Annotated in this window: 17 protein-coding genes and 2 tRNA genes; 13 read left to right on the plus strand and 6 right to left on the minus strand. The window is 44.1% G+C overall.

Going from position 1 to position 22,981, the window contains the following annotated elements:
• Positions 1-14: 14 nt before the first annotated feature.
• Positions 15-1,127, plus strand: a complete 1,113-nt coding sequence (locus MHM98_RS03840; protein WP_239437923.1) for an arginase family protein — start codon at positions 15-17, stop codon at positions 1,125-1,127.
• Between the two features lie 58 nt (positions 1,128-1,185).
• Here MHM98_RS03840 and MHM98_RS03845 read toward each other — a convergent pair whose 3' ends face one another.
• From MHM98_RS03845 to MHM98_RS03865, 5 genes are all read right to left on the minus strand, one after another.
• The gene (locus tag MHM98_RS03845; RefSeq protein ID WP_239437924.1) at positions 1,186-1,869 is read right to left on the minus strand and encodes a DUF805 domain-containing protein; all 684 of its coding nucleotides are present in this window, start codon (positions 1,867-1,869) and stop codon (positions 1,186-1,188) included.
• Positions 1,870-1,974: 105 nt separating this feature from the next.
• Positions 1,975-3,405 carry an NCS2 family permease gene (locus tag MHM98_RS03850; RefSeq protein ID WP_239437925.1) on the minus strand — a complete coding sequence of 477 codons (1,431 nt, stop codon included), beginning with the start codon at positions 3,403-3,405 and terminating at the stop codon, positions 1,975-1,977.
• A gap of 18 nt (positions 3,406-3,423) precedes the next feature.
• Positions 3,424-4,530 carry a DNA alkylation repair protein gene (locus MHM98_RS03855; protein WP_239437926.1) on the minus strand — a complete coding sequence of 369 codons (1,107 nt, stop codon included), beginning with the start codon at positions 4,528-4,530 and terminating at the stop codon, positions 3,424-3,426.
• 93 nt (positions 4,531-4,623) lie between these two features.
• Positions 4,624-5,109, minus strand: coding sequence for a DUF6702 family protein (locus tag MHM98_RS03860; RefSeq protein ID WP_239437928.1), 486 nt, complete (start codon positions 5,107-5,109; stop codon positions 4,624-4,626).
• 5 nt (positions 5,110-5,114) lie between these two features.
• The gene (locus MHM98_RS03865) at positions 5,115-7,496 is read right to left on the minus strand and encodes a M1 family metallopeptidase (RefSeq protein ID WP_239437929.1); all 2,382 of its coding nucleotides are present in this window, start codon (positions 7,494-7,496) and stop codon (positions 5,115-5,117) included.
• Between the two features lie 320 nt (positions 7,497-7,816).
• On the opposite strand from MHM98_RS03865, the gene MHM98_RS03870 reads away from it, so the two are divergent.
• The 4 genes from MHM98_RS03870 to MHM98_RS03885 all read left to right on the plus strand — a co-directional run bounded on the left by MHM98_RS03870 (position 7,817) and on the right by MHM98_RS03885 (position 11,612).
• The gene (locus MHM98_RS03870; RefSeq protein ID WP_239437930.1) at positions 7,817-9,154 is read left to right on the plus strand and encodes a hypothetical protein; all 1,338 of its coding nucleotides are present in this window, start codon (positions 7,817-7,819) and stop codon (positions 9,152-9,154) included.
• 165 nt (positions 9,155-9,319) lie between these two features.
• A tRNA-Met gene (locus MHM98_RS03875) sits at positions 9,320-9,396 on the plus strand.
• A gap of 38 nt (positions 9,397-9,434) precedes the next feature.
• A tRNA-Met gene (locus MHM98_RS03880) sits at positions 9,435-9,511 on the plus strand.
• Between the two features lie 1,105 nt (positions 9,512-10,616).
• The gene (locus MHM98_RS03885; RefSeq protein WP_239437931.1) at positions 10,617-11,612 is read left to right on the plus strand and encodes a branched-chain amino acid aminotransferase; all 996 of its coding nucleotides are present in this window, start codon (positions 10,617-10,619) and stop codon (positions 11,610-11,612) included.
• A gap of 68 nt (positions 11,613-11,680) precedes the next feature.
• Here the strand turns inward: MHM98_RS03885 and MHM98_RS03890 are convergent, their stop codons facing one another.
• On the minus strand, positions 11,681-12,547 hold the full coding sequence (locus MHM98_RS03890) for a LysR family transcriptional regulator (RefSeq protein WP_239437932.1): 867 nt from the start codon (positions 12,545-12,547) through the stop codon (positions 11,681-11,683).
• A gap of 127 nt (positions 12,548-12,674) precedes the next feature.
• On the opposite strand from MHM98_RS03890, the gene MHM98_RS03895 reads away from it, so the two are divergent.
• From MHM98_RS03895 to MHM98_RS03930, 8 genes are all read left to right on the plus strand, one after another.
• Positions 12,675-13,805, plus strand: a complete 1,131-nt coding sequence (locus tag MHM98_RS03895) for an S-(hydroxymethyl)glutathione dehydrogenase/class III alcohol dehydrogenase (protein ID WP_239437933.1) — start codon at positions 12,675-12,677, stop codon at positions 13,803-13,805.
• 78 nt (positions 13,806-13,883) lie between these two features.
• Positions 13,884-14,720: an S-formylglutathione hydrolase gene (fghA, locus tag MHM98_RS03900; RefSeq protein WP_239437934.1), complete on the plus strand. Its 837-nt coding sequence runs from the start codon at positions 13,884-13,886 to the stop codon at positions 14,718-14,720.
• A gap of 176 nt (positions 14,721-14,896) precedes the next feature.
• Entirely contained in the window at positions 14,897-15,601 is a 705-nt protein-coding gene (locus MHM98_RS03905) for an OmpW family outer membrane protein (RefSeq protein WP_239437935.1), read from the plus strand.
• A 281-nt stretch (positions 15,602-15,882) separates the two neighbouring features.
• Complete coding sequence (locus tag MHM98_RS03910; RefSeq protein ID WP_239437936.1) at positions 15,883-17,271, plus strand: imelysin family protein; 1,389 nt, start codon at positions 15,883-15,885, stop codon at positions 17,269-17,271.
• A gap of 309 nt (positions 17,272-17,580) precedes the next feature.
• Positions 17,581-19,257 (plus strand): di-heme oxidoredictase family protein, encoded by a 1,677-nt coding sequence (locus MHM98_RS03915; RefSeq protein ID WP_275441377.1) that lies wholly within the window; start codon positions 17,581-17,583, stop codon positions 19,255-19,257.
• A complete protein-coding gene (locus tag MHM98_RS03920; protein WP_239437938.1) occupies positions 19,257-20,687 on the plus strand; it encodes a di-heme oxidoredictase family protein in 1,431 nt (476 codons plus the stop codon). The genes MHM98_RS03915 and MHM98_RS03920 overlap by 1 nt, the downstream gene beginning before the upstream one ends.
• A gap of 10 nt (positions 20,688-20,697) precedes the next feature.
• Complete coding sequence (locus MHM98_RS03925) at positions 20,698-21,882, plus strand: imelysin family protein (protein WP_239437939.1); 1,185 nt, start codon at positions 20,698-20,700, stop codon at positions 21,880-21,882.
• Positions 21,882-22,964 carry a DUF1513 domain-containing protein gene (locus MHM98_RS03930; protein ID WP_239437940.1) on the plus strand — a complete coding sequence of 361 codons (1,083 nt, stop codon included), beginning with the start codon at positions 21,882-21,884 and terminating at the stop codon, positions 22,962-22,964. Before MHM98_RS03925 ends, MHM98_RS03930 begins: the two co-directional genes overlap by 1 nt.
• Positions 22,965-22,981: the final 17 nt, after the last annotated feature.

The following is a 22,981-nucleotide window of genomic DNA, read 5'->3' on the forward strand; positions in this document are numbered from 1 at the left end:
ATTTGGGAGTTGTCATGGCAGATTGGTCAGTACTCAACGGCAAAATTAATCAATATTTATGTCCTCCGGGCAATGGCGTATTTACCGTAAATACCGCCAAGGAGCGCAAAGCATCTCTTCACTCTGCGCTATACGGCCGCACTGACAATATCGAAGAAGCGTGGCGCGCTCAAGTTGAGCAATTAGCCGAAGATAATCGCCCTGTAGTGCTAGGTGTTTGTAGCGATACAGGCGGCGGTATTCTGCGCGGCGCCAACTGGGGCCCATTATTCTTACGTCAAACCATGTTAACTGGTGGCTACGATGTTGATTATTTAGATGTTGGTGATGTACGTGTTATCCCGCATTTACTGCATGATAAATATCTAAACGATGCAACTATCACTAACTGTCGTAAAGCGCTTTACGGCGATAGTGAGTCTTCTCTGCCAGTAAGTTCACTATCAATCACCGAAGATTTCTGTGATGAGTTCTACGCGGCATTCCCAAATAAAACTTTATTCGCGATTGGTGGCGATCACTCAGTGAGCTACCCGCTAGTTAAAAGCTATCTGCGTGCCAAGAAAGCACAAGGTGTGAAAGCAGCACTCATTCACTTTGATGCCCACACAGACTTACTCGTAGAGCGTTTAGGTATCGATATTTGTTTCGGCTCTTGGGTAACTCACATTCTTGATGATCTACCATCGCACGACATGGCGTTCCAATTTGGCATTCGCTCTAGTGGTAAAGATCGCGGTCATTGGGAAGGCAGTTTTGGCGTAAACCAATTCTGGACTCACGAAATCATGGAGCGCGGCGCGCAATCAATCGTTGATGAAACCATTGAAAAACTAAAAGCAGCAGGTATCGAAGAGCTATACGTCAGCTTTGACATCGACGCACTAGATGCTCATTTTGCCGCTGCTACAGGCACACCAGAGCCAGATGGTTTAAATCCAGAGCAAGCATTGCTAATCATCAATGAGCTTAACAAGCACTTTAAGATCACTGGTGCAGACATGGTTGAAATCGCTCCGTTCTTAAACACCAACGAAGACGGCGGTAACGATCGCGAGAAGACATTAGCAGCAGGTAGCCAAATTAGTGAGCTACTAATCAATGCACTCGCTGAAAACAATAAGTAATACTCGCTTATCTATAAAAATGGCACCTTCAAAGGTGCCATTTTTGTATCTGATATCTTTAACTCAATATCGGATCTTCACCGAAATCATTCTTGCCGCTAGTTCCTTTGAAGAAACCTAAATAGATTAAGCCGAATAATGGACCTATAATCGGGATCATCAACGCCAAAACACACCAGCCTGTTTTATTACAATCATGAAAACGCTTTATGCTTATCATGATATTTATCCATGCAAGTATCGCTGCGACAGCCATAAAGAAAACCCCAGAAAAAATCTCATAAGCCATATTATTTTCTGGAACTCGCCAAGCCATGGCATATCTTAAAAGTACAATAAAGCCATTAAGCGTAATTCCCCCCAACAGCCAATAGACGCTGCGAGAAATTCGCCCCTGCCACGAGAATAATAGCTGCTTAACATTACCAACATTGAGTCGGTAATGCGTCCATAATCCGACTAAGAACAAAATTAAAAGAACTTGAGTCGCCAATTCAGTCAGCATATTTAGCCACTGGTAATAATCGTATCGCCAACTGAATCCGAAGACACCACCAAGGAGATCTACAGAACTCAATAATGCATAATAAAGACTTGCTAGTAGCCAAATGACAATCGTTGCAACCAGCCAGCTACGAGCAACAAAAGGCTTCATCTTAAGCGCAATGACTAAAAAAACGATATAAACGGCAGGTTGGTAAGCATCGCGTAAAAAGCGAATCAGTGTATCCGTATCTGGCATGACTATCCTTGATTTTTAGAGTAAAGGTTAAGCATAGCCAATATAAAAAAAGCCGTGATAATTTATGCAATTATCACGGCTTTTTGAAAAATTGAGATTAAGTGATTAGTGGCCTAAGAAAATAAACTTAGCGATACACAGCGCAGTAATCACCCATACGCCGTTTGAGATTTGATCAAACTTGCCAGTACCTGCTTTTAGTGCAGTGTAGGTAACAAAACCTATGGCAATACCGTTAGCAATCGAAAAGGTTAACGCCATCATAATGGTCGTTACAACCGCAGGCGCAACTTCCGTTAAATCGTCCCACTCTATACGCGCAAGTGCCGTCATCATCACCATAGCAACGTAAATCAAGGCACCGTTGACAGCAAAGCCTGGTAGCGTTTGGGCGAGTGGCAGAAAGAATACACCAAGCAGGAACAACACACCGATAGTCACTGCCGTTAAGCCAGTACGACCGCCCGCTTGTACACCTGCGGCAGATTCAACGTATGACGTCACAGGAGGACAACCAAAAGCGGTACCAATAACAGACGCTGTAGAATCCGCTTTTAGCGACTTGCTTAAACCTTCGATATTGCCGTCTTTATCTTGCAAGTTAGCTTTCTGAGCTACGCCCATTAACGTACCTGCAGTATCGAAAATATTAACGAATAAGAAGGTAATGATTACCGGGATCATCGCTACTTGCAATGCCCCCATAATGTCTACTTTCCAGAAAATAGGCGCGATAGCGCTAAAGTCAGGAAGCGCGAATAAACCGCCTGCTGGATAAGCCACAAAACCAGATTCAGGGGCAAATGATTTAGCTGCATCGGCAACAGTAAAGAAGCCTTGTGGCATCACCGCCGCCATAATGAAAGCAACTAAGGTAGTAATGGCAATACCGATAAATACTGCGCCAAAGACACGGCGGTAACTTAATACGGCAATAAGTAAGAAGCTTAATAAACCAAGCGCTGGCGCTTCAGGACCAAATGGACCAAAACCAAAATGCGTTAAATCGCCTAATGCAACAACGTTGTCACCGTTAGGTACGACGATGCCGGTAAAACGCAAGCCAATAAAACCAAGGAACAAACCAACACCAGCAGTCATTGCCAACCGCAAGCTCATGGGAATACTATCGAGCATCCATTCACGCAGCCTAGTGACACTCATCAGCACGAACAAAAGACCCGATAAGAACACGGCACCAAGCGCGACTTCCCACGAGTAATTCATCTGCAGCACAACGGTAAAGGTGAAAAAGGCGTTTAAACCCATGCCCGGCGCTAAACCAACTGGCCAGTTGGCGTATAAGCCCATAAAAATGGTTGCCACAGCGGCGCCTAAACAGGTCGCTAAAAATAAGCCGTCAAACGGCATACCTGTTTTTGACATAATGCTCGGGTTTAAAAACATAATGTAAGACATAGTAACGAAGGTCGTTAAACCCGCCATTAATTCTGTTTTTACGTTAGTTTTGTGGGCGCTAAGTTTAAAAAACTTATCGAGAAGTGAAGTTGGTTGAGACTGCTGGGTATCGGCCATGAGCCATTCCTTGTGAGTTTATTTGGACGTTAGTTCAAAATCATGATTTGCAAAGCACTTTCCGTTAACAATAATAGAAAGCCTATGCCCGCCAACATGATATACGCGGGTAGAAATTAATTTAAATGACTGTGCTCGGCTGATAGATAAATGCTGATTAGCCGCTAGGTCGCGTTCACTGATCTTGAATACCTTGGGTGACAAGCTGCCATTCTTTTTCAAATAATGAATGGCGTATTCGATCCGCACTTTTCTTGTACTTTGTGCCAAGTTTTTGAGAACAAAGTCAAACTTTAGCGAATCACCTACGTGAACGGCGTCACATTCTAGCACCAAATCCTCCACAGATAAATCCTCACTTGATAATCCATAAAGACTTAAAATTTGTGGTTCTCCCTGTTTAAGCAACGTTCGGCAGGCGTGTTTAATTAGCTTATCCGTTGCCTGCGATTCGCCAAGGTGATTAAGGGCATAATCAATCACAAAACATTTATTATCTTTGCTAATATCATTGAGATTATTAGCCACACTGCGACGGACAACTTCGCAACTGTCATTACGCAAGTTTTCCAAAATAGGTAATAGTGGCGCGGGATCATCCTTAAAGCTCGGTAGAGCCGTCGCCCAAGGTAATCTAGGTCTCGCCCCCTCACTCGCAAGTCGCCTAACAGAAGCGTGCTGATGTTGGCTCCAAACAATCATCTGCGCGAGCATTTTATCTGGGTAACGAATTAAAAATGGCCGCACGGCGAATTCACAGCTAGTAAATTGGGTAATGCGTTCAAAGGCGGTAATTGAGACTGCAAAGTCGTCTAATCCATATTGCTCGATGAAATGCGGTAAAAACATATATTCAACGCTTTTCTCACTAACTCCCCTCGCCTCCAAGCAGTCGATAATCGCTATAATTTGCTCGGCAGCCTGTGCAAAGTCAGCGGATAGAAAGTCATGCATTACCGCGCTAGTGCGATACATGCGCTCTTTGAGTTCTAACTGTTCAAAATCGCAGTCATAGATCTCATCTACGAATGCGCTCTGATCAAAGTTTTCAATCACTTCACAGCATGTGGACGCAAATGCGGCATAAAGTTCGCGATTATAAATATCCTTAAACAACTCACTCATCTATCTTCTTCTCTCTAGAGCAACAAAACAGCAATAAAAAAGCCCGCTTGATTAAAACCAAACGGGCCTTTAAAAACAATATATACGCCAATGTTATTTTATTGTCTGCACACGAGTATTATTGTCAAACAACAAACTTAAAGATTGCTCTGGTGACTCGTAAATAACGCGATTCTTTTGATTAACAAAGTAATCGGTCAATAACTTGTGAAACACCGTTACACCCTTTAGGTTTTTAACGCCTTCAATTTCTTGGTAGATAAAAGTTTCATTGAGGCCAGCTTCAATACCAATCAACGTCAATGGCAACACCTTGCCATCTTTGTCTTTTAACATGAAGTTTTTAGCCACATAGTCTTCCACCATCTTCAAGTATTCAGCGCTATCAGCTTCAATCTGCTGCTGATGCATATCGCTCAACATAAACTCCAGATCGTGACTGGTTAACCTGTGAATGATTTCAATACTTTTAGTATGCTCGTTCACTAAAATTTCTGTCGAACCGACAAAAAACTTGTGCGCTAGTGCTTGGCTACTGCCAAGCACTAACATCATTAATAAAACAACAAAACGCTTCATATCAATTACGCCGCTTTCTTAGCTTTGTCAGCGTCTTTGCTTTCGTCTTTCTTATCAGTCTTAAGCTTCTGGTTGTATTTCTCCATTAAGCTCTTACCGCGACTGCGCTTGTATAGCTGAAGACGAGACTCGATTGCACGCTGTGGCCAGTAGTTGTTGTTCACATCTACATCAGCAGTTTCCCAGTATGGATCTAATTCAATCGAGGCAATTTCTTTGTCAGTTACTAGTAGTTTAGAAACGTGCTCAGTATTTTTACGCCAGATTTGCGCTGAAGTACGAATTACTTCGTCAGTGCCGTCTGTGTAAACAACTTTTAAGATGATTGGCATAACCAAGCCACCTTTGTTGCTAAAGTCTACTGCGTACATTTTCTTGCCGTTCTTCAACAGCTCAAGTTGCCAATCTTCTAGCTTCTTCTGTGTGCTGTTGTATTTGTTGCGATCAGCGTTGGTTACCGTGAACTTATCGTTTTCATTGTAGAAATCTAGTAGCTCAGGGCGCTCGTGCGTACGACGCTTCATGTCTTTGTTACGTAGATCTGAAATGTCGATTGGCTGCTTGTTAAATTGCTCGCGATCCCATGCTTTTTCAACTTCAGGATCTTGGTTGCCAACGTGCATCTTAGTTACTTTGTCTAAAGAGATATCAACGTGATCAGTGGTGTAGAACCAACCGCGGAAGAACCAGTCTAGATCAACAGCAGAGGCATCTTCCATGGTGCGGAAGAAATCAGCTGGTGTAGGACGTTTAAACTTCCAACGCTCAGCGTACTCTTTAAATGCGTAGTCGAATAATTCACGACCCATTACAGTTTCACGCAGAATGTTTAATGCAGTTGCAGGCTTGCCGTAAGCGTTATTACCAAACTGTAAGATAGACTCACTGTTGGTCATAATTGGCACCTGATGCTCACTCTTCATGTAATTAACGATGTTACGTGCTGGACCACGACGCGATGGGTAGTTTTCTTCCCATGCTTGAGCCGCTAGGAATTCAACGAATGAGTTCAAACCTTCATCCATCCAAGTCCATTGACGCTCATCAGAGTTAACAATCATTGGGTAGTAGTTGTGACCAACTTCGTGAATGATTACACCGATCAAACCGTACTTAGTACGACGAGAATATGTTTTTTCACCAGTCTTCTTGTCAACTTTAGGACGTGGACCGTTGAAAGTAATCATCGGGTATTCCATACCGCCAACAGGACCGTTTACCGAGATAGAAACTGGGTATGGGTATTGTAAGCTGTACTTGTTGTATTGCTCGATAGTGTGAATAATCGCTTCAGTAGAGTAGCGCTCCCACAGTGGGTTACCTTCTTTCGGGTAGTATGACATTGCCATAGTGTCTACGCCTTTCTCGCTGTAACCTTGAGCATCCCAGATGAATTTACGCGAAGAAGCCCATGCAAAGTCACGAACGTTTTCCGCTTTAAAGCGCCACGTTTTAGTCTTGTTAGTGCCTTCTTTCTCGTTCTCAATCGCTTCTTCCTCAGAAACAATGATCACTGGTTTTTTAGCCGTCTTAGCTTTTTCTAAACGTTTGCGTTGCTCTGATGTTAGAACTTTACGCGCGTTATCTAGTTCACCAGTTGCCGCAACAATGTGGTCAGCAGGTACAGTGATAGAAACGTCGTAGTCACCAAACTCAAGCGCGAACTCACCGTTGCCTAAGAACTGCTTGTTTTGCCAGCCTTTAGCATCATAGTAAGCCGCCATACGCGGGAACCACTGTGCAACTTCGTATAAGTAGTTACCATCTTCTTTAAAGTATTCGTAACCTGCACGGCCACCGATTACTTTTTGCTCTTTCATGTTGTAATCCCAATCAATGCTGAACTTGAATGAGTCACCAGAGCGAAGTGGTTTAGGAAGATCGATACGCATCATCGTATCGTTAATAATATATTTTAATTTACGGCCGTTAGTACCGTGCACAACACGCGTAATGTTGTAACCACCATCAAACTCTTCAGAGCGAACTAGGTTGCGCATTGAGCTGAAAGAAGTCTTAGGATTTTTGTTGTTTGCCCAACGAGTCGTTTTCGTCGTAGATGAAATCGAGTTGCGGTTATAGCGGTTTTGGTCTAACTGCAACCAAAGGTACGTTAACGTATCTGGTGAGTTATTGGTGTAGTTAATAGTTTCTGAAGCCGAAAGACGTTGTTTTTCGTCATCTAGCTTAACTTTAATTACGTAATCCGCTTTCTGTTGCCAGTATTTATGCCCAGGTGCGCCAGAACCAGTGCGATAAACGTTTGGCGTAGGAAGCAGTTCGTCTAGTTGACGAAACTTGTCTTCAAAAGGTTTGCCTTTAGCCATTAATGGTGCAGTAACCACCACCGATAAGCTAAGCAACAAACCGCTAACTAGTTTGTTCATCTGTAGATCTCTCTCAAGTTAGGATTATATTGGAGTTTTTTCTTATTATTTAACCCAATTGCAGGTTATTTACTTAAAAAGCGGCTCTTTATACCATATGCGCAATGGGATTGCTGAAATAAAATGTTTCTAAATATTTGTTACCTTATAACAAAATAGTAAGGAGTAGTTTTTTCTGCAGAACACAGTAAGCAAGGATTCATTTTACGAAAAATATAGTACAATCAACTAACTATAAAAAATCTTGGTTTATCATGCGCAAATTACCTATACCAAACAACATGTTACGCAACTTTAAAATAGTAGCTCTTGTTTCATTTTTGACTGTTATTTCAGGCTGTGCTCACCAAAACTACATGGAAGAAGGCCAAAAATATGTGCAAAGCAATCAATATGAAGCCGCGGTAACGCAATTTAATCTCGCACTAAATGAAAAGCCAGACGATGTAAAAACACAGCAACAACTTCAGCAAGCGAAAGATCAACTACAACGCTGGGCAACGTCGCTAGAACCAGCGGCTGACATTGCCTATCAAAACAAAAATCTTGGTAAAGCGATGTTGTTGTATGGCAAGAGCGCGCAAATAACCAAGAACCCGCGAGCGGTTGAGCGTTATAAATCAATCTACCAAACCCTGCGCAGCGACAGTGTCATTAATGCCAAGATCAAACCTAACAAATTAGGCTTTAGTGATGTCATGCTAAATAGTATTGATGGCATCAAATACAGTGATAACGCCAAAACCATCTTGGCTTTTTCACAATCGAATCCCGTTTTTGAGATTCAACAGTCGACCCAAGACGCCGTCACACAATACATTAGTGGCAGCCAGCTTATCGCTAATCCTGAATTAGTTGATATGCAACACGAGTTACAAGACATTCGCAATAGTCGCCGCCACATTGAGCGCGATATGAGTAACCTGCGTCATCGCGCCCAAAATGAGCGCTCGCAAGTACAAAATTTACAAGGTCAATTGCAACGCGTCGAAATGATGATGACAGCTAGCAATCTTTCTGACAACCAGCGCGCAACATACAAACAGCAAGCAAATAGCCTTCGAAGCCAACTCAACACAGCTAAGCGAGATGAGCGAGAAGCCAGTCGTGAATTCGACCACGCCAAAAGCGACTACCGCAGCTTAGGCGATAAAATGCAGCACCTAGCAACAGACATTTCATTAACCCCTGCAGTAGTTGAAGTGCCAGTTTACTCAGATTATGTGTATCAAGAGTTTAAACAAACTAACAGTTTGGACGGCGTGCTCTACCTTAACATTAACAATGTAGTGCGCACTGCTGGGGTTGCCGTCGCTTCAACAGATATTAGCCACCCAGCTCATCCAACCATAGATTTAGCTGCAAACCCAATGCAAGTATTATCGCAACAACAACTTGCGCCGCAATATTCACAAGAGCGTTATAAAATTGGATTGCGCTTAATCGATGAACTTATTGCCGAACACAAAGCTGCTTATTTATTCCAAGCACAGGATTCGAGCAATTTAGAGATGAAAATGACGCTTTTAGTAAAACACGGTTTAGTAAACCATGACGGAGCAAGCGCAAAAGCAGCTACAACGCTAAATCAAATGCTTGTGACAGAATTTGGGCAAGGCGGAATTTTTAACATAAATCAGCTTTTACACCTTTATTAGTAAAGAAAGGTTATTTTTATTTCGATTAGTGAGCAAAAATTAGCACTAGCGCTCATTTTTGACTCACTTAAAGAATATTTAAAAATTAGTGGTTGCAAATAAAATTAATTTCTCTATTATAGCGCCCATCTCAACGACACAGGTCAGCGAGATAAAAATTGTGATTGCGGGATGGAGCAGTCTGGTAGCTCGTCGGGCTCATAACCCGAAGGTCGTTGGTTCAAATCCGGCTCCCGCATCCAACACAATTTTTCAAGTCCAATACAAATTGGCAAGTGATTGCGGGATGGAGCAGTCTGGTAGCTCGTCGGGCTCATAACCCGAAGGTCGTTGGTTCAAATCCGGCTCCCGCATCCAATCACTACTCTTTTTAAAGAGAAAGAATAATCGCACTATTTATTAGTAGCGATTTTTTTGTGCCTAAATTTTGGGATGAAGTAGTCTGGTAGCTCGTCGGGCTCAACTCTCTTAATAGAAAGTCGAAGGTCGTTGTGCTTTTCCTAAATCCGGCTCCCGCATCCAATCACTACTCTTTTTAAAGAGAAAGAATAATCGCACTATTTATTAGTAGCGATTTTTTTTGTGCCTAAATTTTGGGATGAAGTAGTCTGATAGCTCGTTGGGCTCAACTCTCTTAATAGAAAGTCGAAGGTCGTTGGTTCAAATCCGGCTCCCGCATCCAATCACTACTCTTTTTAAAGAGAATAAATAATCGCACTATTTATTAGTAGCGATTTTTTTGTGCCTAAATTTTGGGATGAAGTAGTCTGGTAGCTCACTGGGCTCAACTCTCGCAACAAAAAGTCGAAGGTCGTTGTTGTTTCTTTTAAATCCGGCTCCCGCATCCAATCACTACTCTTTTTAAAGAGAAAGAATAATCGCACTATTTATTAATAGCGATTTTTTGTGTCTGAAGAAAAGTAATCTTGGCAAATGATTGCGGGATGGAGCAGTCTGACTCTTTGTTTCTAAGAAAGTCGTCGGGCTCAACTTTCCCTCTCTAAGCAACAAGGTCAAAGAAAAAACTCGTAATAGCTTTTCCCTTTTTGTTATTTAAACAAAAACTGACTCATTTACCCAATCATTACTCTCTTTAAGAGAAGATAATTCCACTATTTTAAACAGCAATTTTAAGTCTCTTTTCAGCAAATCCCTCCATCTGTCATAAATTCGTAAACTTTAATTTACATAGTAAACCAATTAACAAAAGACAGTATTGCAGTAATTCGCATATCCATTCCATGAAGATCAAAGATAATCAAAGAGTTACTAATCACTAAAGTAAGTTATTGATTCATAAATTAGTTACTCAATACCAGTAAATCGTTTAATTTTTAAAATTACCCTTTCGCCAATTCCAATTCACAATCCTCACCACTATAATCAATGGGTATTTTGATATTGCACCTTTGACTTGTTCGGCAATATCTAGGAACTATTTTGATAATTTTTGGAGTGACAAATGGCAGCGTTTGGTACAGTTTTTATGCCTGAAATGGCGATTTCTAATTTCGATGGTGAAAAGTGGACCGATAGCCAAATTGTCCCTAGTGACAGCCTAACCTTCCACCCTGGTGCTCATGTACTTCATTACGCCAGTACCTGTTTTGAAGGTTTAAAAGCATTCCGTCACGAAGACGGCTCTATTAAGTTATTCCGCATGGATAAAAACGTTGCCCGTTTTGCCCAAAGCAGTGACTTATTATCGCTACCGTCTTTAGACGAAGCAGCAACAACGCAAATGATCAAAGACATCGTTGCTAAATTTGCTGATCAAGTACCAGAGCCACCGGGTTCAATGTACATTCGCCCGACACACGTAGGTACAGAAGCTGCTATTGGTAAAGCGGCAGCGCCTTCGCTAACATCAGTGCAATATGTATTGTTATCGCCAGTTGGCGACTACTTCACAGCAGGTGCAGGCACATTACGCTTACTACTAGACGAAACAGGCATGCGCTGTGCGCCTCACAACGGTATGATCAAAAGTGGCGGTAACTACGCCAGTGCTCTACGTCCAATCATGCAAGCGCGTGAAGAAGTAAAAGCAGACCAAGTACTTTTCTGTCCAAACGGCGATGTTCAAGAGACTGGCGCGGCAAACTTCCTATTAATCGATGGTAATGAAATCATCACTAAGGCATTAGATGAGAGTTTCCTACACGGCGTGACTCGCGATTCAATTCTAACGCTTGCCCGCGATCGTGGCATGGATGTTCAAGAGCGTGAACTAACAGTCACTGAGCTATTAGAGCGTGCAGCTAAACCAGGTTGTGAAGCAGCATTATCAGGTACAGCGGCGGTATTAGCGCCAGTTGGCACCTTGATTCACAATGGTAAAGAATACAAAGTTGGCGACGGTAACGAAGGCCCAACAACCAAAGCACTTCGCAAAGCCATGAATGACATTCAATGGGGTCTTGCTGAAGACAAACACAACTGGTTAGTTAGTCTATAAAACTAATCATTTGGGGCGCTATCCTTTTATTAGCGCCCCACTATTTTCCTCTCTTCTTTTTCTATTCTCTAAACCACATTTTCCGATAAATAATCAATCAGATACTTTATCTTTGGCGACAGCTGTCGATTGTGAGGATATACTGCCCACACACTTTCATTGGGAATTTTCACATTCTCTAACACCGGCACTAGCTCACCAGTGTCTATATAGTTGCTGAGGTAATATTCCGGTAGCTGCACAATGCCAATTCCCTTTAGTGCTGCATCAACCAATGCTTGGCCGCTATTAAATCTCAATTGTCCATTTACCTTTAAATTAACGATTTTCTCTTTGTGATAAAACCGCCAATAATCAGCAGAACCTAGCAAACAATTGTGTCGCTTTAGTTCGTCCATGGTATGAGGTGTGCCATGACGCGCTAAATAATCAGGTGAGGCACAAACAAAACTTTGCCGTGTAGCCAATTGCTTGGCCATTAAGGTGGAGTCTTCCAATTTTCCAATGCGAATGGCGAGATCGTAATAACCGTCATTCATATCCACTCGTTGATTCGATAAATCGGCACGAATACTGATTTCGGGATACAGCAGAGAAAAATCATTAATAAGTGGCAAAATGACTTTCTCACCGAACGTCACAGGTGCTGTTAAATTAATATGCCCTTGTGGCTTTGTTTGCAGCGATGTTAGCTCCATTTGTGCTTGGTGCAAGGCATCTAATATTTGTCGACACTGCTGATAAAAACTAGCGCCTTCTTGAGTTAAGGACACTTTACGGGTTGTGCGATAAAACAGCTTAACCTGTAAGCGTTTTTCTAGCGCCGATACTTGGCGGCTCACCTGTGCTGTTGAAATGGCAATGCGTTGCGCCGCTTTAGTAAAGCTCTCGGTTTCCGCAACTGCGACAAACTCGGTAATACCTTCCCACTCCATTATTACACCTCAGTAAAAGTATTTTTCATTTCACGATATTATCATCACACAGGAAATATATATAATGAATCTATTACTAGATAGCGCCACATAATCAAGAAGGCGCTACCAAAAGAGGAATAGAAAAATGTCAGATCAATTTATCAAATCAAAAGCCGCCATTGCGTGGGGCCCAAAACAACCACTAAGCATTGAAGAAGTGGATGTAATGCTGCCTAAAAAAGGTGAAGTATTAGTTAAGATTCTAGCCTCAGGCGTTTGTCACACCGATGCATTCACGCTTTCTGGTGAAGATCCTGAAGGTATTTTCCCTTGTATTCTAGGTCACGAAGGCGGCGGTATTGTCGAGCAAGTTGGCGAAGGTGTTACCGATGTAAAAGTTGGCGATCACGTTATCCCGCTTTACACCCCAGAGTGTGGTGAGTGTAAATTCTGTACCTCAGGAAAAACCAACCTGTGTCAAAAGATCCGCGAAACACAAGGTAAAGGCTTAATGCCTGACGGCACAACCCGCTTCTACAAAGACGGCGAGCCAATTTACCATTACATGGGCTGTTCAACATTCTCTGAATACACGGTATTACCAGAAATATCACTCGCTAAAGTTAACCCACAAGCACCGTTAGAAGAAGTGTGTTTACTAGGCTGTGGTGTAACAACTGGTATGGGCGCAGTTATGAACACAGCCAAGGTTGAAGAAGGCGACACCGTTGCTATCTTTGGTTTAGGCGGCATTGGTTTATCAGCAGTTATTGGTGCCACCATGGCTAAGGCGTCACGCATTATCGCCATCGACATTAACGAAGGTAAATTCGAGTTAGCTAAAAAGCTAGGCGCAACAGATGTTGTAAATCCAAAAGACTTCGATAAGCCAATCCAAGAAGTTATCGTGGAAATGACCGACGGCGGCGTAGACTACTCATTCGAGTGTGTTGGTAACGTAAACCTAATGCGTTCTGCCTTAGAGTGTTGTCACAAAGGTTGGGGCGAATCAGTCATTATTGGTGTTGCAGGCGCAGGCCAAGAAATCTCGACCCGTCCATTCCAGCTAGTAACGGGTCGCGTTTGGAAAGGTTCAGCCTTTGGTGGCGTAAAAGGTCGTAGTGAATTACCTGATTACGTAGAACGCTACATGCAAGGCGAGTTTAAACTCGATGACTTTATTACTCACACCATGCCATTAGAAGACATTAACGAGTCATTCGATCTAATGCACAAAGGTAAAAGCATCCGCACCGTTATTCACTTTGATAAGTAAATACACTTAGCTTATCTATAGGCGCTCTAGCATCAGTTAGGGCGCTCTCCCTACCCTCAAAAATTTCTGTGAAACATTATGACTATAGTAAACCTCGCTGTTAACAAGGTGTCTGATGGCTGGCACAAACAATATAGCCATCGTTCAACAACACTCAACTGCGATATGCGGTTTACCGTTTTCTTACCGCCGCAGGCAACTAATGATAATAAAGTACCTGTGTTGTATTGGCTGTCGGGTTTAACCTGCACCGACGAGAACTTTATGCAAAAAGCCGGAGCTTTTCGAAAAGCCGCTGAATTAGGTATCGCTATCGTCGCACCAGACACTAGCCCACGCGGTGAAGATGTTGCGAATGATGATGCTTACGATCTAGGTCAAGGCGCTGGCTTTTATGTCAATGCCACCCAATCGCCGTGGGATTCAAATTATAAAATGTATGACTACATCGTCGACGAATTGCCAAAGCTCATCGAAGCAACGTTTCCTGTTAGTGACGTTCGCGCTATTTCTGGGCACTCAATGGGTGGCCATGGCGCTTTGACTATTGGTTTAAAGAACTCGCAACGCTATCGCAGTATTTCGGCGTTTAGTCCAATTACGAATCCAACTAATTGTCCGTGGGGACAAAAAGCCTTTACTGCCTATCTAGGTGATAACAAAAGCGCGTGGCAAGAACACGACAGCTGTTATTTACTTGCTCAGGTAACGACACAATTGCCTATCAGAGTCGATCAAGGGCTGGCAGATGAGTTCTTAGAGCAGCAACTATTGCCAAAAAATTTAGAGCAGGTCGCAAAAAATGCCAATTACCCATTACAAATTAACTATCACGATGGCTTTGATCACAGCTACTACTTCATTAGCAGCTTTATCGAACAACACCTCGAATTCCACAATCGCTACCTGCGATAGTTCCAGATTTTTCTGCAAAAAATAGTAAAGCGAATCAACAATTGATTCAGGTCAAAGAATGCCGCGCCACTGCGGCATTTTTATTGATTTGAATCAAATGTTTAATTCTCATCAAGCGCATAATTCTAGCCATCAGATAACACAGCAAAGATTACAAAGTCTTTTGGAGATAACTCATGAAAAAAACTCTAATTAACATCGCGATGATGGCAGCACTAGCAACTACTTCTTCAGTTGCAATGGCAAACAAAGCTGGCGATATGATCCTTCGCGTTGGTGCAGTAAACGTACAACCTAACAGCGACAAAGCAACTGTTTACGCTGGCGGTAACAAAGTAGATTTAGGCGCTGGTGCATTAACAGCTTCTGTAGAAAGCGATACTCAACTAGGTCTAAACTTCGTTTACTTCGCAACAGACAAAGTAGCAGTAGAAGTTTTAGCAGCAACTCCATTTACTCATGACTTAAAAGTACACAGTGGCGACGCAACTTTAGACTTAGGTGAAACTACTCACCTTCCGCCAACAGTAAGTGCGCTTTACTACCTAAACGCACCTAGCGACAAATTCCAACCATACGTTGGCCTAGGTATTAACTACACTGTATTCTTCGAAGAAGAGTTCGCACCAGGTGTAACTGGCGCAGATTCAGTTGGCGGCTTAAACCTAACTGATCTAAAACTTAAAAACTCTTGGGGCCTAAGTGCACAAGTTGGTTTCGACTACCACCTAAACGAAAAATGGTTAGTTAACGCTTCAGCACGTTACATCGACATCGATACTACTGCTTCTTTCAAAGCAATCGATGGCTCTGTACCAGGCAAAGTTGAAGTATCAGTTGACCCAATGGTTTACATGGTATCTGTTGGTTACAAATTCTAATTCAGAATTCAACCACTCTACATAAATAAATGATTTGCTCAGGGCGCTTATTCACAGCGCCCTTTTTTTACATTCCTGTGACTATTCCCCCCCTCAAAAATCCTTAAATTGTTTAAAATCAATTAAAATGTAAATTACTCTCATTAACACTTGATCTAACAAATGATAAGAATTATCATTTGCGCGTTTTTTAACACTTGGTAATAAATAGCATACTTTTAAAAATCTCATAATCATTTTTAAAAGCATGTTAACTCATTAATTTTTAAGGAATAGCGCAAATGAATTTGAAAGAAGTTTCAAAAATCAGCTTAGCAGTTGTTTTAGGCCTTGGCTTAGCAGCTTGTAGCGGTGATGACGGTAAAGATGGTACCAATGGTACAAACGGTGTTGATGGTAAAGACGGTACTAATGGTCACACAACATTCGTAGCACGTGACGACGTAATCAAAACCAATGCAAACATCGCATACGCTTCTTACTCAGATTCATTAATTACTGCGGTAGCATTAAAAGAATCAATCGACATGCTAGTTGCAAACCCAACTGCAGAGAACTTCACTGCAGCTAAGCAAGCGTGGTTAGATGCTCGCGAACCTTACGGCCAAACTGAAGTTTACCGCTTCCGTGAAGGTCCAATCGACTTTGAAAACGAAGACGGTACTACAGGTCCTGAAGGCGCAATCAACGCATGGCCACTAGGTGAAGCACTTATCGATTACATCTCTACGTCACCAGCAGTTAACGGTAACGCATTCCAAGAAGATGAAACAAAAGCAATCAGCAGCAACATCATTGCTGACGCGACAAACTACCCTAACATCGATAAAGCTACAGTAACTGGTTTATTCGAGACTAACGAAGACGAGCGTAACGTAACTACTGGTTACCACGCCATCGAATTCCTACTTTGGGGTCAAGACTTGAACCTTCCAACGAACCCAAACCAAGCAGTACGTGACGCAACTGCTGGTCAACGTCCATTAACAGACTTCAACGTTTCTGGCGGTTGTACTTCAGGTGTTGGCAACGCTATGGCAGACAGTGTTTGTGAGCGTCGTGGTAAATACCTACAAGTTGCTGCTGACATTCTAATTGACGATTTAACAACTGTTGTTGACGCGTGGGAACCAGTTGCTGGCGCGCACTACAAAAAATTCGTTGCTGGCGGTGACGCTTCTCTAGCATTAATTTTAGAAGGCATGGGTCGTCTAAGCTACGGTGAGTTAGCGGGTGAGCGTATTAACGTTGCACTAATCAACAACTCACAAGAAGACGAGCACTCTTGTTTCTCTGATAACACACACCGTGATATCTACCTAAACGCTAAAGGTGTTCAAAACTCTTTCAACGCTTCTTACACTCGTGTAAACGGCGAAGAAATCACAGGTGCGTCTATCTACGATTTACTAATCACTGAAGGCAACCCAGAGCTAGCAAACAAACTACGCGCTTCTCTTGAAGCGACAATGGCGGCAGCAGCAGTTATCGATACTAAAGCGAAAACAGGTATGCCATTCGATCTTCTAATCCAAGAAGGCATCGACCAAGAAAACGTTATTGCGGTAATCAAAGCCTTAGTTGCTCAAACAGATGACATCGAAGAAGCGATTAAAGCACTTAACGTAACAACTAATGACCTACGTCAAGATACTGAAGAGAAAATCTAGCGACAATGTTAACCATTATCGTTACCATAATCGGTAATGATTAACGAGTTGTTATGAAATGGAAGGGTTCACACTGTGAACCCTTTTGTCGTATCTAATCACGGACGAAATATCTATTTATCTCGCGATAAATAACCACCTCCCCAGAGGTCTGATGGACTTAGCGACAATTTTGTCACAGCAGCTCTTTTATACTAAATACGAATTAAAAGCGATTACCGTATCACTTAAATTAGCAACGTATTTAAACCATTTGGTTAGCAGATTAGTAATGAGCGAAAGCATCACGCTCAATGTAGGAAAACAGCAATGAACAAACTGAGTATTATCACAGCCTCAATCACATTAGCCTTAACACTGTCTGCCTGTGGTGGCGGTGGTAGCTCATCTAGTCCGACACCTACTCCAACACCAACGCCTACGCCGACTCCTACACCAGTTCCAACAGTGGATCACAGCGGCTTAACACCGCTAACGAGCGAGGCACCAGTGGCAGGCGAACATCTTACTGGTGGGCAAATTACGACCACAGTACACACTCACGATGCCTTTAGTCAGCGACCAACGCCAGTTAAACAAGACTTCCAAGCGGACGGTTTCTTTACCTCAGGCGATCACTTATTTAGAACACCTCACGAAGGTCGTGGTCCTGTTATCAATGCCGGCAGCTGTCAAGGTTGTCACATCAACGACGGTAAAGGCGTAGTGCCAGCATCACCTGATGAACCAATGAAAAGCATGTTCCTCAAAATCAGTGATGCACAAGGTAATCCTGATCCAATTTACGGCGACCAGCTGCAAACCTTCGCGCTACAAGAAGAAAATAATGACGATGGCGCCTTAATCTTATCAAAGCACGCTGGCTCAATTAATGGCGACAAGCTCTACGGCGAAGCTTATGCCTTTGTTGAATATGAAACTATTACAGGTCAATACGCCGACGGCACCAGCTATGAATTGCGCAAACCAACTTACAAAGTAAAAGACTTAAGCTACGGTGATTTTAATGACACAGTGGCTTTCTCGGCTCGTGTTTCTCCTGCGGTATTTGGCTCAGGTCTTTTAGAAGGCATTCCAGACGCCAACTTACTGGCACTTGCCGATCCAGAAGATACTAACAACGACGGCATCTCTGGCCGCGCTCATATGGTCACCAACGTGATGACGGGTGAAAAAGAAGTCGGTAAATTTGCCTACAAAGCGCAAAACCCACACGTCTTACAACAAGCGTCTGGCGCCTATCGCGGTGATATCGGTGTCACCAACTCACTATTTATCGGCGAACCTTGTACCGACAAGCAAATCGCTTGTGTTAGCGCAGCAGAGCAAGAAAAGGCGCAAGGCGATGAGCCAGATATCGGTAATCGTCAACTTGCCTTTGTTGAATTCTACAACAAAGTGCTGGGTGTTCCGGTACGTCGTGGCTTTGACTCAAGCAACGAAACTTGGGACGAAAATATCGTCGCAGGCCGCAAACTATTCTTCGATACAGGCTGTGTCGATTGTCACACACCGCGTCACGTAACAGGTGAAGTTGTTGATAGTCGTTTAGGCGGTATTGCCCTCACGGAATTAACCGCAGAGCCAAATAAAGTCGACTACTTATCTGAGCAAACATTCTATCCATACACTGACTTGTTGCTTCACGACATGGGCGGCAGCTGTAAAGTCACTCGCGAACTTGAAGACGGCAGTGCTTGTACCACTGGCGAAGCATGTTACTACGTGCAGCGTTGTGACGGCCTAGCCGATGGCATGCCAATGGGCGAAGCCTCTGGTAGCGAATGGAAAACACCAGCGTTATGGGGCACAGGTCTGGTACAAACCGTTAACGAAAAAGCCACTTTCTTACACGATGGCCGCGCCCGCAATCATGCCGAAGCAATTTTATGGCACGGCGGTGAAGGCGAAGCAGCTAAAAACAAATTTATCCAATTATCTAAAGCCGAGCGCGATCAACTGTTAGCGTTCTTAGGATCGCTGTAATGAACAAAAAGGCATTAATGCTCACTGCTGTATTAGTTGGTGCTGTCGCCATTACTGCGTTGGAATACCAGCGCAGTAAGGTACCAGCCTTTGACAACAGTGAGTTACTGCCCGGCGGTGAAATGACCGTCAAACGACTCTCTCACAACACTTTCATCGGAATAGGCCGCAATGTCGATCGCATGAAAGAGTTAGAGTTTTGGAGCGGTTTTTCCTTCTTTCGCGATCCTTGGGTTGTGGCCCCTGCCAGTACCACAGGTCGTGATGGCGTAGGCCCTCTCTTTAACACCCGCTCTTGCATTACCTGTCATCACGATGGTGGCCGCGGCCCTATGTCACCTGTTGGCTTACACAAACCATCATCGCTCTTGATCCGCATTGGCAGCACCATCGATGGTGTTAATGCCGTCGATCCTAACTACGGCGGTCAAATTCAGCCGCGCTCTATCACCTTGCTCAACAAATCAGTGACCGAGCAGCCACAAGGCGAAGCAATGCTGGATTTACAATATCAGACCATTAACGGCCAATACGCCGACGGTTCGACATACGAGCTTATTAAACCAAGTTACGCCCTAAGCCACTTTAGTCATGGTCCACTTGCTAGAGATCTTGGTTTATCGCCGCGCTATGCGCCAAGCATTTACGGCATGGGACTACTCGATGCCATTAGCAATAGTGACTTACTCGCCCAAGAAGACATCGATGATAAAAACAATGACGGCATTTCCGCACGCTACAACCGCGTAAAAGATCGTATTTCAGGCGAAGACAAAGCCATCGGTCGTTTTGGTTTTAAAGCACTGCACCCAACGCTTGATCAACAAGTGGCTGCCGCCTTTGTCGGTGATATCGGCATTACCAATCCAATCTTCCCTGATGAAAACTGCACCGAAGTACAAGTGGGCTGTCAGCAAGTCGCAAAAATAGGCCATCCCGATGAACTCGAAGCTCCAGAGCGCGTCATGCGCCGCGTTAATGCTTTTAGCGCCTACATTGGAGTACAACCAGCACGCAATCTAACATCTAAAAGTGCCCAGCAAGGGCGCAAGCTGTTTTATCAAGCTGGCTGTAATGGCTGTCACACGCCAAGTTACACCACCGACGAGAACTACCCGCTTAAAGAGCTAGCAGGTCAAAAAATCTGGCCTTATACCGATCTAGCACTGCACGACATGGGAGAAGGTTTAAGCGATGGCATCACCGAAGTTGACGCCAACGGCCGCGAGTGGCGCACACCACCACTGTGGGGTATCGGCATGCAAAAAGAATTATCGGCAACGGCGCGTTTTCTTCACGACGGCCGCGCTCGTTCAATCGAAGAAGCCATCTTATGGCACGGCGGTGAAGCAGCGGCTTCCCAACAACAATTTATTCAAATGACAAAAGCACAGCGTGATTCGCTGCTGACTTTTGTGAAATCAATTTAGGAACTACAGCATGAAAAAATTAAGCATTATTAGCACCTCAGTCGCCCTAGCCCTGACTCTAGCTGCTTGTGGCGGCGGTGGTGGTTCTAACAGCACACCGACGCCGACTCCAACACCTACCCCAACGCCGACGCCGACACCAACTCCTACGCCGACACCGACGGGAACTATTACTGACCAATACGCCAGCTACCTAAAGGATCTAACGGAAAATCACATTTTACCGGGCTACGCCGCTTTTAAAACAGAAAGTGATGAGTTCGCCACTGCGGCAACCGATTTTTGTGCGCTAACCAATGCAACAGATACAGACCTTGATACAGTGCGCAGCGCGTGGCTTGACAGCAACTTGAGTTGGCAAAACGTGCAATGGGTCAAGGTGGGACCTGTTGTCGACAACTTCACTTCGTTTCGTATTCAAAACTGGCCTGATGGCAATAACGCCGTAGAACGCGGCGTCGCCGAATTGCTGGCTTTATCAGAAGCAGTAACCGCCGATTTAGTTTCGAAAAAACAAACAGGTGCCCAAGGTATTCCAGCGGCCGAAATGCTGCTTTACCCAGAAGATAACAACGACAACCTACTCAGCGCCAGCAACAAAGACAAGCGTTGTGAAGTACTTGTCGCGGTGAGTCAAAACATCGCCAACATGGCGACAGAAGTACACACCCAATGGGCACCAACTGGCGGTAACTACATCAAGAAAGTGCAAGATGGTACCGACGAGTTCACAGGTCAAAAAGACGCAGTAGAAGAGTTAGTCACCAACTGGTTAGAACAAGTTGAACGCGTAAAAGACGAAAAAATCTTAAAACCAGTAGGCAGTGCCGCACCGGGTCTACCGAACATTACCGAGCACGCACTAAGCGACAAGTCGCTTAACAGCATTAAAGTTAACTTAGAAACCTTCGAAGCCATTTACACAGCTGGTCAAGGCCACGGATTCGACGACATCTTAAAAGACTTCTTAGATGCTCAAGCCACAGCGACGTCAATGCAAGAAAAAATCGATGCTGCACAGGCCGCAATCAGCAGCTTAGAAGGCTCTTACAAAGACGCCCTTAACGATGATGCTAAGCGCGCAATTCTAGAAAACACCATCGCGAAAATTCGTGACGTACGCGATACGCTAACGGCTGAATTCGTTCAAAAACTCGATTTAAGCATCGGTTTTAACTCAAACGACGGTGACTAATGCTTAACCGTCGTCAGTTTCTACTCGGCGTTGGCGGCGCAGCTGCGCTAGCCAGCCTGCCACTTGTTATTAATCGCCAGTCACAACAATGGCTGGTGAGCGCCTTTGATCAAAACAAGCAACATTTTGCTGGTGCCTTTGATTTAGCTGGCAAGCTCATTAGCGCCGTGCCATTGCCCGCCCGTGGTCACGGTAGTGCCGCGCATCCAACAAAAGCAGGACACGCCATCATGTTTGCACGCCGTCCCGGCACCTTCTTGATGGAAGTCGATTTTGCGACTGGGCAAATTACTCAGCGCATCGACTCAGGCAGCGATCACCACTTCTTCGGTCACGGCGTGTTTAGCCGCGATGGTAAACAGCTATTTTCAGTAGAAAATAACTTTGCTGCGGGTCATGGCGAAATAGTCGTGCGCGATAGCGATAATTATCAAGTGCTTGAGCGCTATCACTGCGGCGGCGTCGGCCCTCACGAATGTCGACTAATGCCCGATGGCAACACCTTAGTCATTGCCAACGGCGGCATTAAAACGCATCCCGAATGGCCGCGAAAAAAGCTCAATCTCGATACTATGTCGCCTGCCCTCACCTACATGGATTTAAAAAGTGGCAACATCATCGACCAATATCGCTTAGCCATCCACCAGCTCAGTATTCGCCATCTAGATGTTAGCGATTCAGGCAAGGTTTTCGCAGGACTGCAATATCAAGGGCCGAAATCTGACGATGTGCCGCTAGCCATTAGTCATCACGGCCAAGACAGCTTGCAGTTTTTACAAGCAGATGACGTGGTATGGCGCTCCCTCAATCACTACACCGCCAGCGTGTGTGTCGACAGCAGCGCTCAACAAGTGGCCATTAGCTGCCCGCGCGGCGATGTGATTACCCTGTGGGATCTAAACAACGATCAGTACATTCGCAGCATCAAAATGCGCGATGTCGCTGGCCTTGGCCTCGCCAATAGCCAAGTGGTTGCCACCAACGGTAAAGGTCAGGTCCTCAACCTGAATCAAGCCAAGCAGCAATTTCTCAAATTTAACGATATTCGTTGGGACAACCACCTAACGACTATTCAATCCTAATTTCAGCGGAATAATAC

This window comes from Psychrobium sp. MM17-31 (genome assembly GCF_022347785.1).
Taxonomy (GTDB): domain Bacteria; phylum Pseudomonadota; class Gammaproteobacteria; order Enterobacterales; family Psychrobiaceae; genus Psychrobium.

What these genes read in the sequence shown, in the direction of transcription:
- MHM98_RS03920 (WP_239437938.1), top strand. Translation starts at nt 19,257, where the DNA reads ATGAACAAAAAGGCATTAATGCTCACTGCTGTATTAGTTGGTGCTGTC.
- MHM98_RS03925 (WP_239437939.1), top strand. Translation starts at nt 20,698, where the DNA reads ATGAAAAAATTAAGCATTATTAGCACCTCAGTCGCCCTAGCCCTGACT.
- MHM98_RS03885 (WP_239437931.1), top strand. Translation starts at nt 10,617, where the DNA reads ATGGCAGCGTTTGGTACAGTTTTTATGCCTGAAATGGCGATTTCTAAT.
- MHM98_RS03910 (WP_239437936.1), top strand. Translation starts at nt 15,883, where the DNA reads ATGAATTTGAAAGAAGTTTCAAAAATCAGCTTAGCAGTTGTTTTAGGC.
- MHM98_RS03895 (WP_239437933.1), top strand. Translation starts at nt 12,675, where the DNA reads ATGTCAGATCAATTTATCAAATCAAAAGCCGCCATTGCGTGGGGCCCA.
- fghA (WP_239437934.1), top strand. Translation starts at nt 13,884, where the DNA reads ATGACTATAGTAAACCTCGCTGTTAACAAGGTGTCTGATGGCTGGCAC.
- MHM98_RS03865 (WP_239437929.1), bottom strand. Translation starts at nt 7,496, where the DNA reads ATGAACAAACTAGTTAGCGGTTTGTTGCTTAGCTTATCGGTGGTGGTT.
- MHM98_RS03845 (WP_239437924.1), bottom strand. Translation starts at nt 1,869, where the DNA reads ATGCCAGATACGGATACACTGATTCGCTTTTTACGCGATGCTTACCAA.
- MHM98_RS03840 (WP_239437923.1), top strand. Translation starts at nt 15, where the DNA reads ATGGCAGATTGGTCAGTACTCAACGGCAAAATTAATCAATATTTATGT.
- MHM98_RS03930 (WP_239437940.1), top strand. Translation starts at nt 21,882, where the DNA reads ATGCTTAACCGTCGTCAGTTTCTACTCGGCGTTGGCGGCGCAGCTGCG.
- MHM98_RS03855 (WP_239437926.1), bottom strand. Translation starts at nt 4,530, where the DNA reads ATGAGTGAGTTGTTTAAGGATATTTATAATCGCGAACTTTATGCCGCA.
- MHM98_RS03860 (WP_239437928.1), bottom strand. Translation starts at nt 5,109, where the DNA reads ATGAAGCGTTTTGTTGTTTTATTAATGATGTTAGTGCTTGGCAGTAGC.
- MHM98_RS03850 (WP_239437925.1), bottom strand. Translation starts at nt 3,405, where the DNA reads ATGGCCGATACCCAGCAGTCTCAACCAACTTCACTTCTCGATAAGTTT.
- MHM98_RS03915 (WP_275441377.1), top strand. Translation starts at nt 17,581, where the DNA reads ATGAACAAACTGAGTATTATCACAGCCTCAATCACATTAGCCTTAACA.
- MHM98_RS03890 (WP_239437932.1), bottom strand. Translation starts at nt 12,547, where the DNA reads ATGGAGTGGGAAGGTATTACCGAGTTTGTCGCAGTTGCGGAAACCGAG.
- MHM98_RS03905 (WP_239437935.1), top strand. Translation starts at nt 14,897, where the DNA reads ATGAAAAAAACTCTAATTAACATCGCGATGATGGCAGCACTAGCAACT.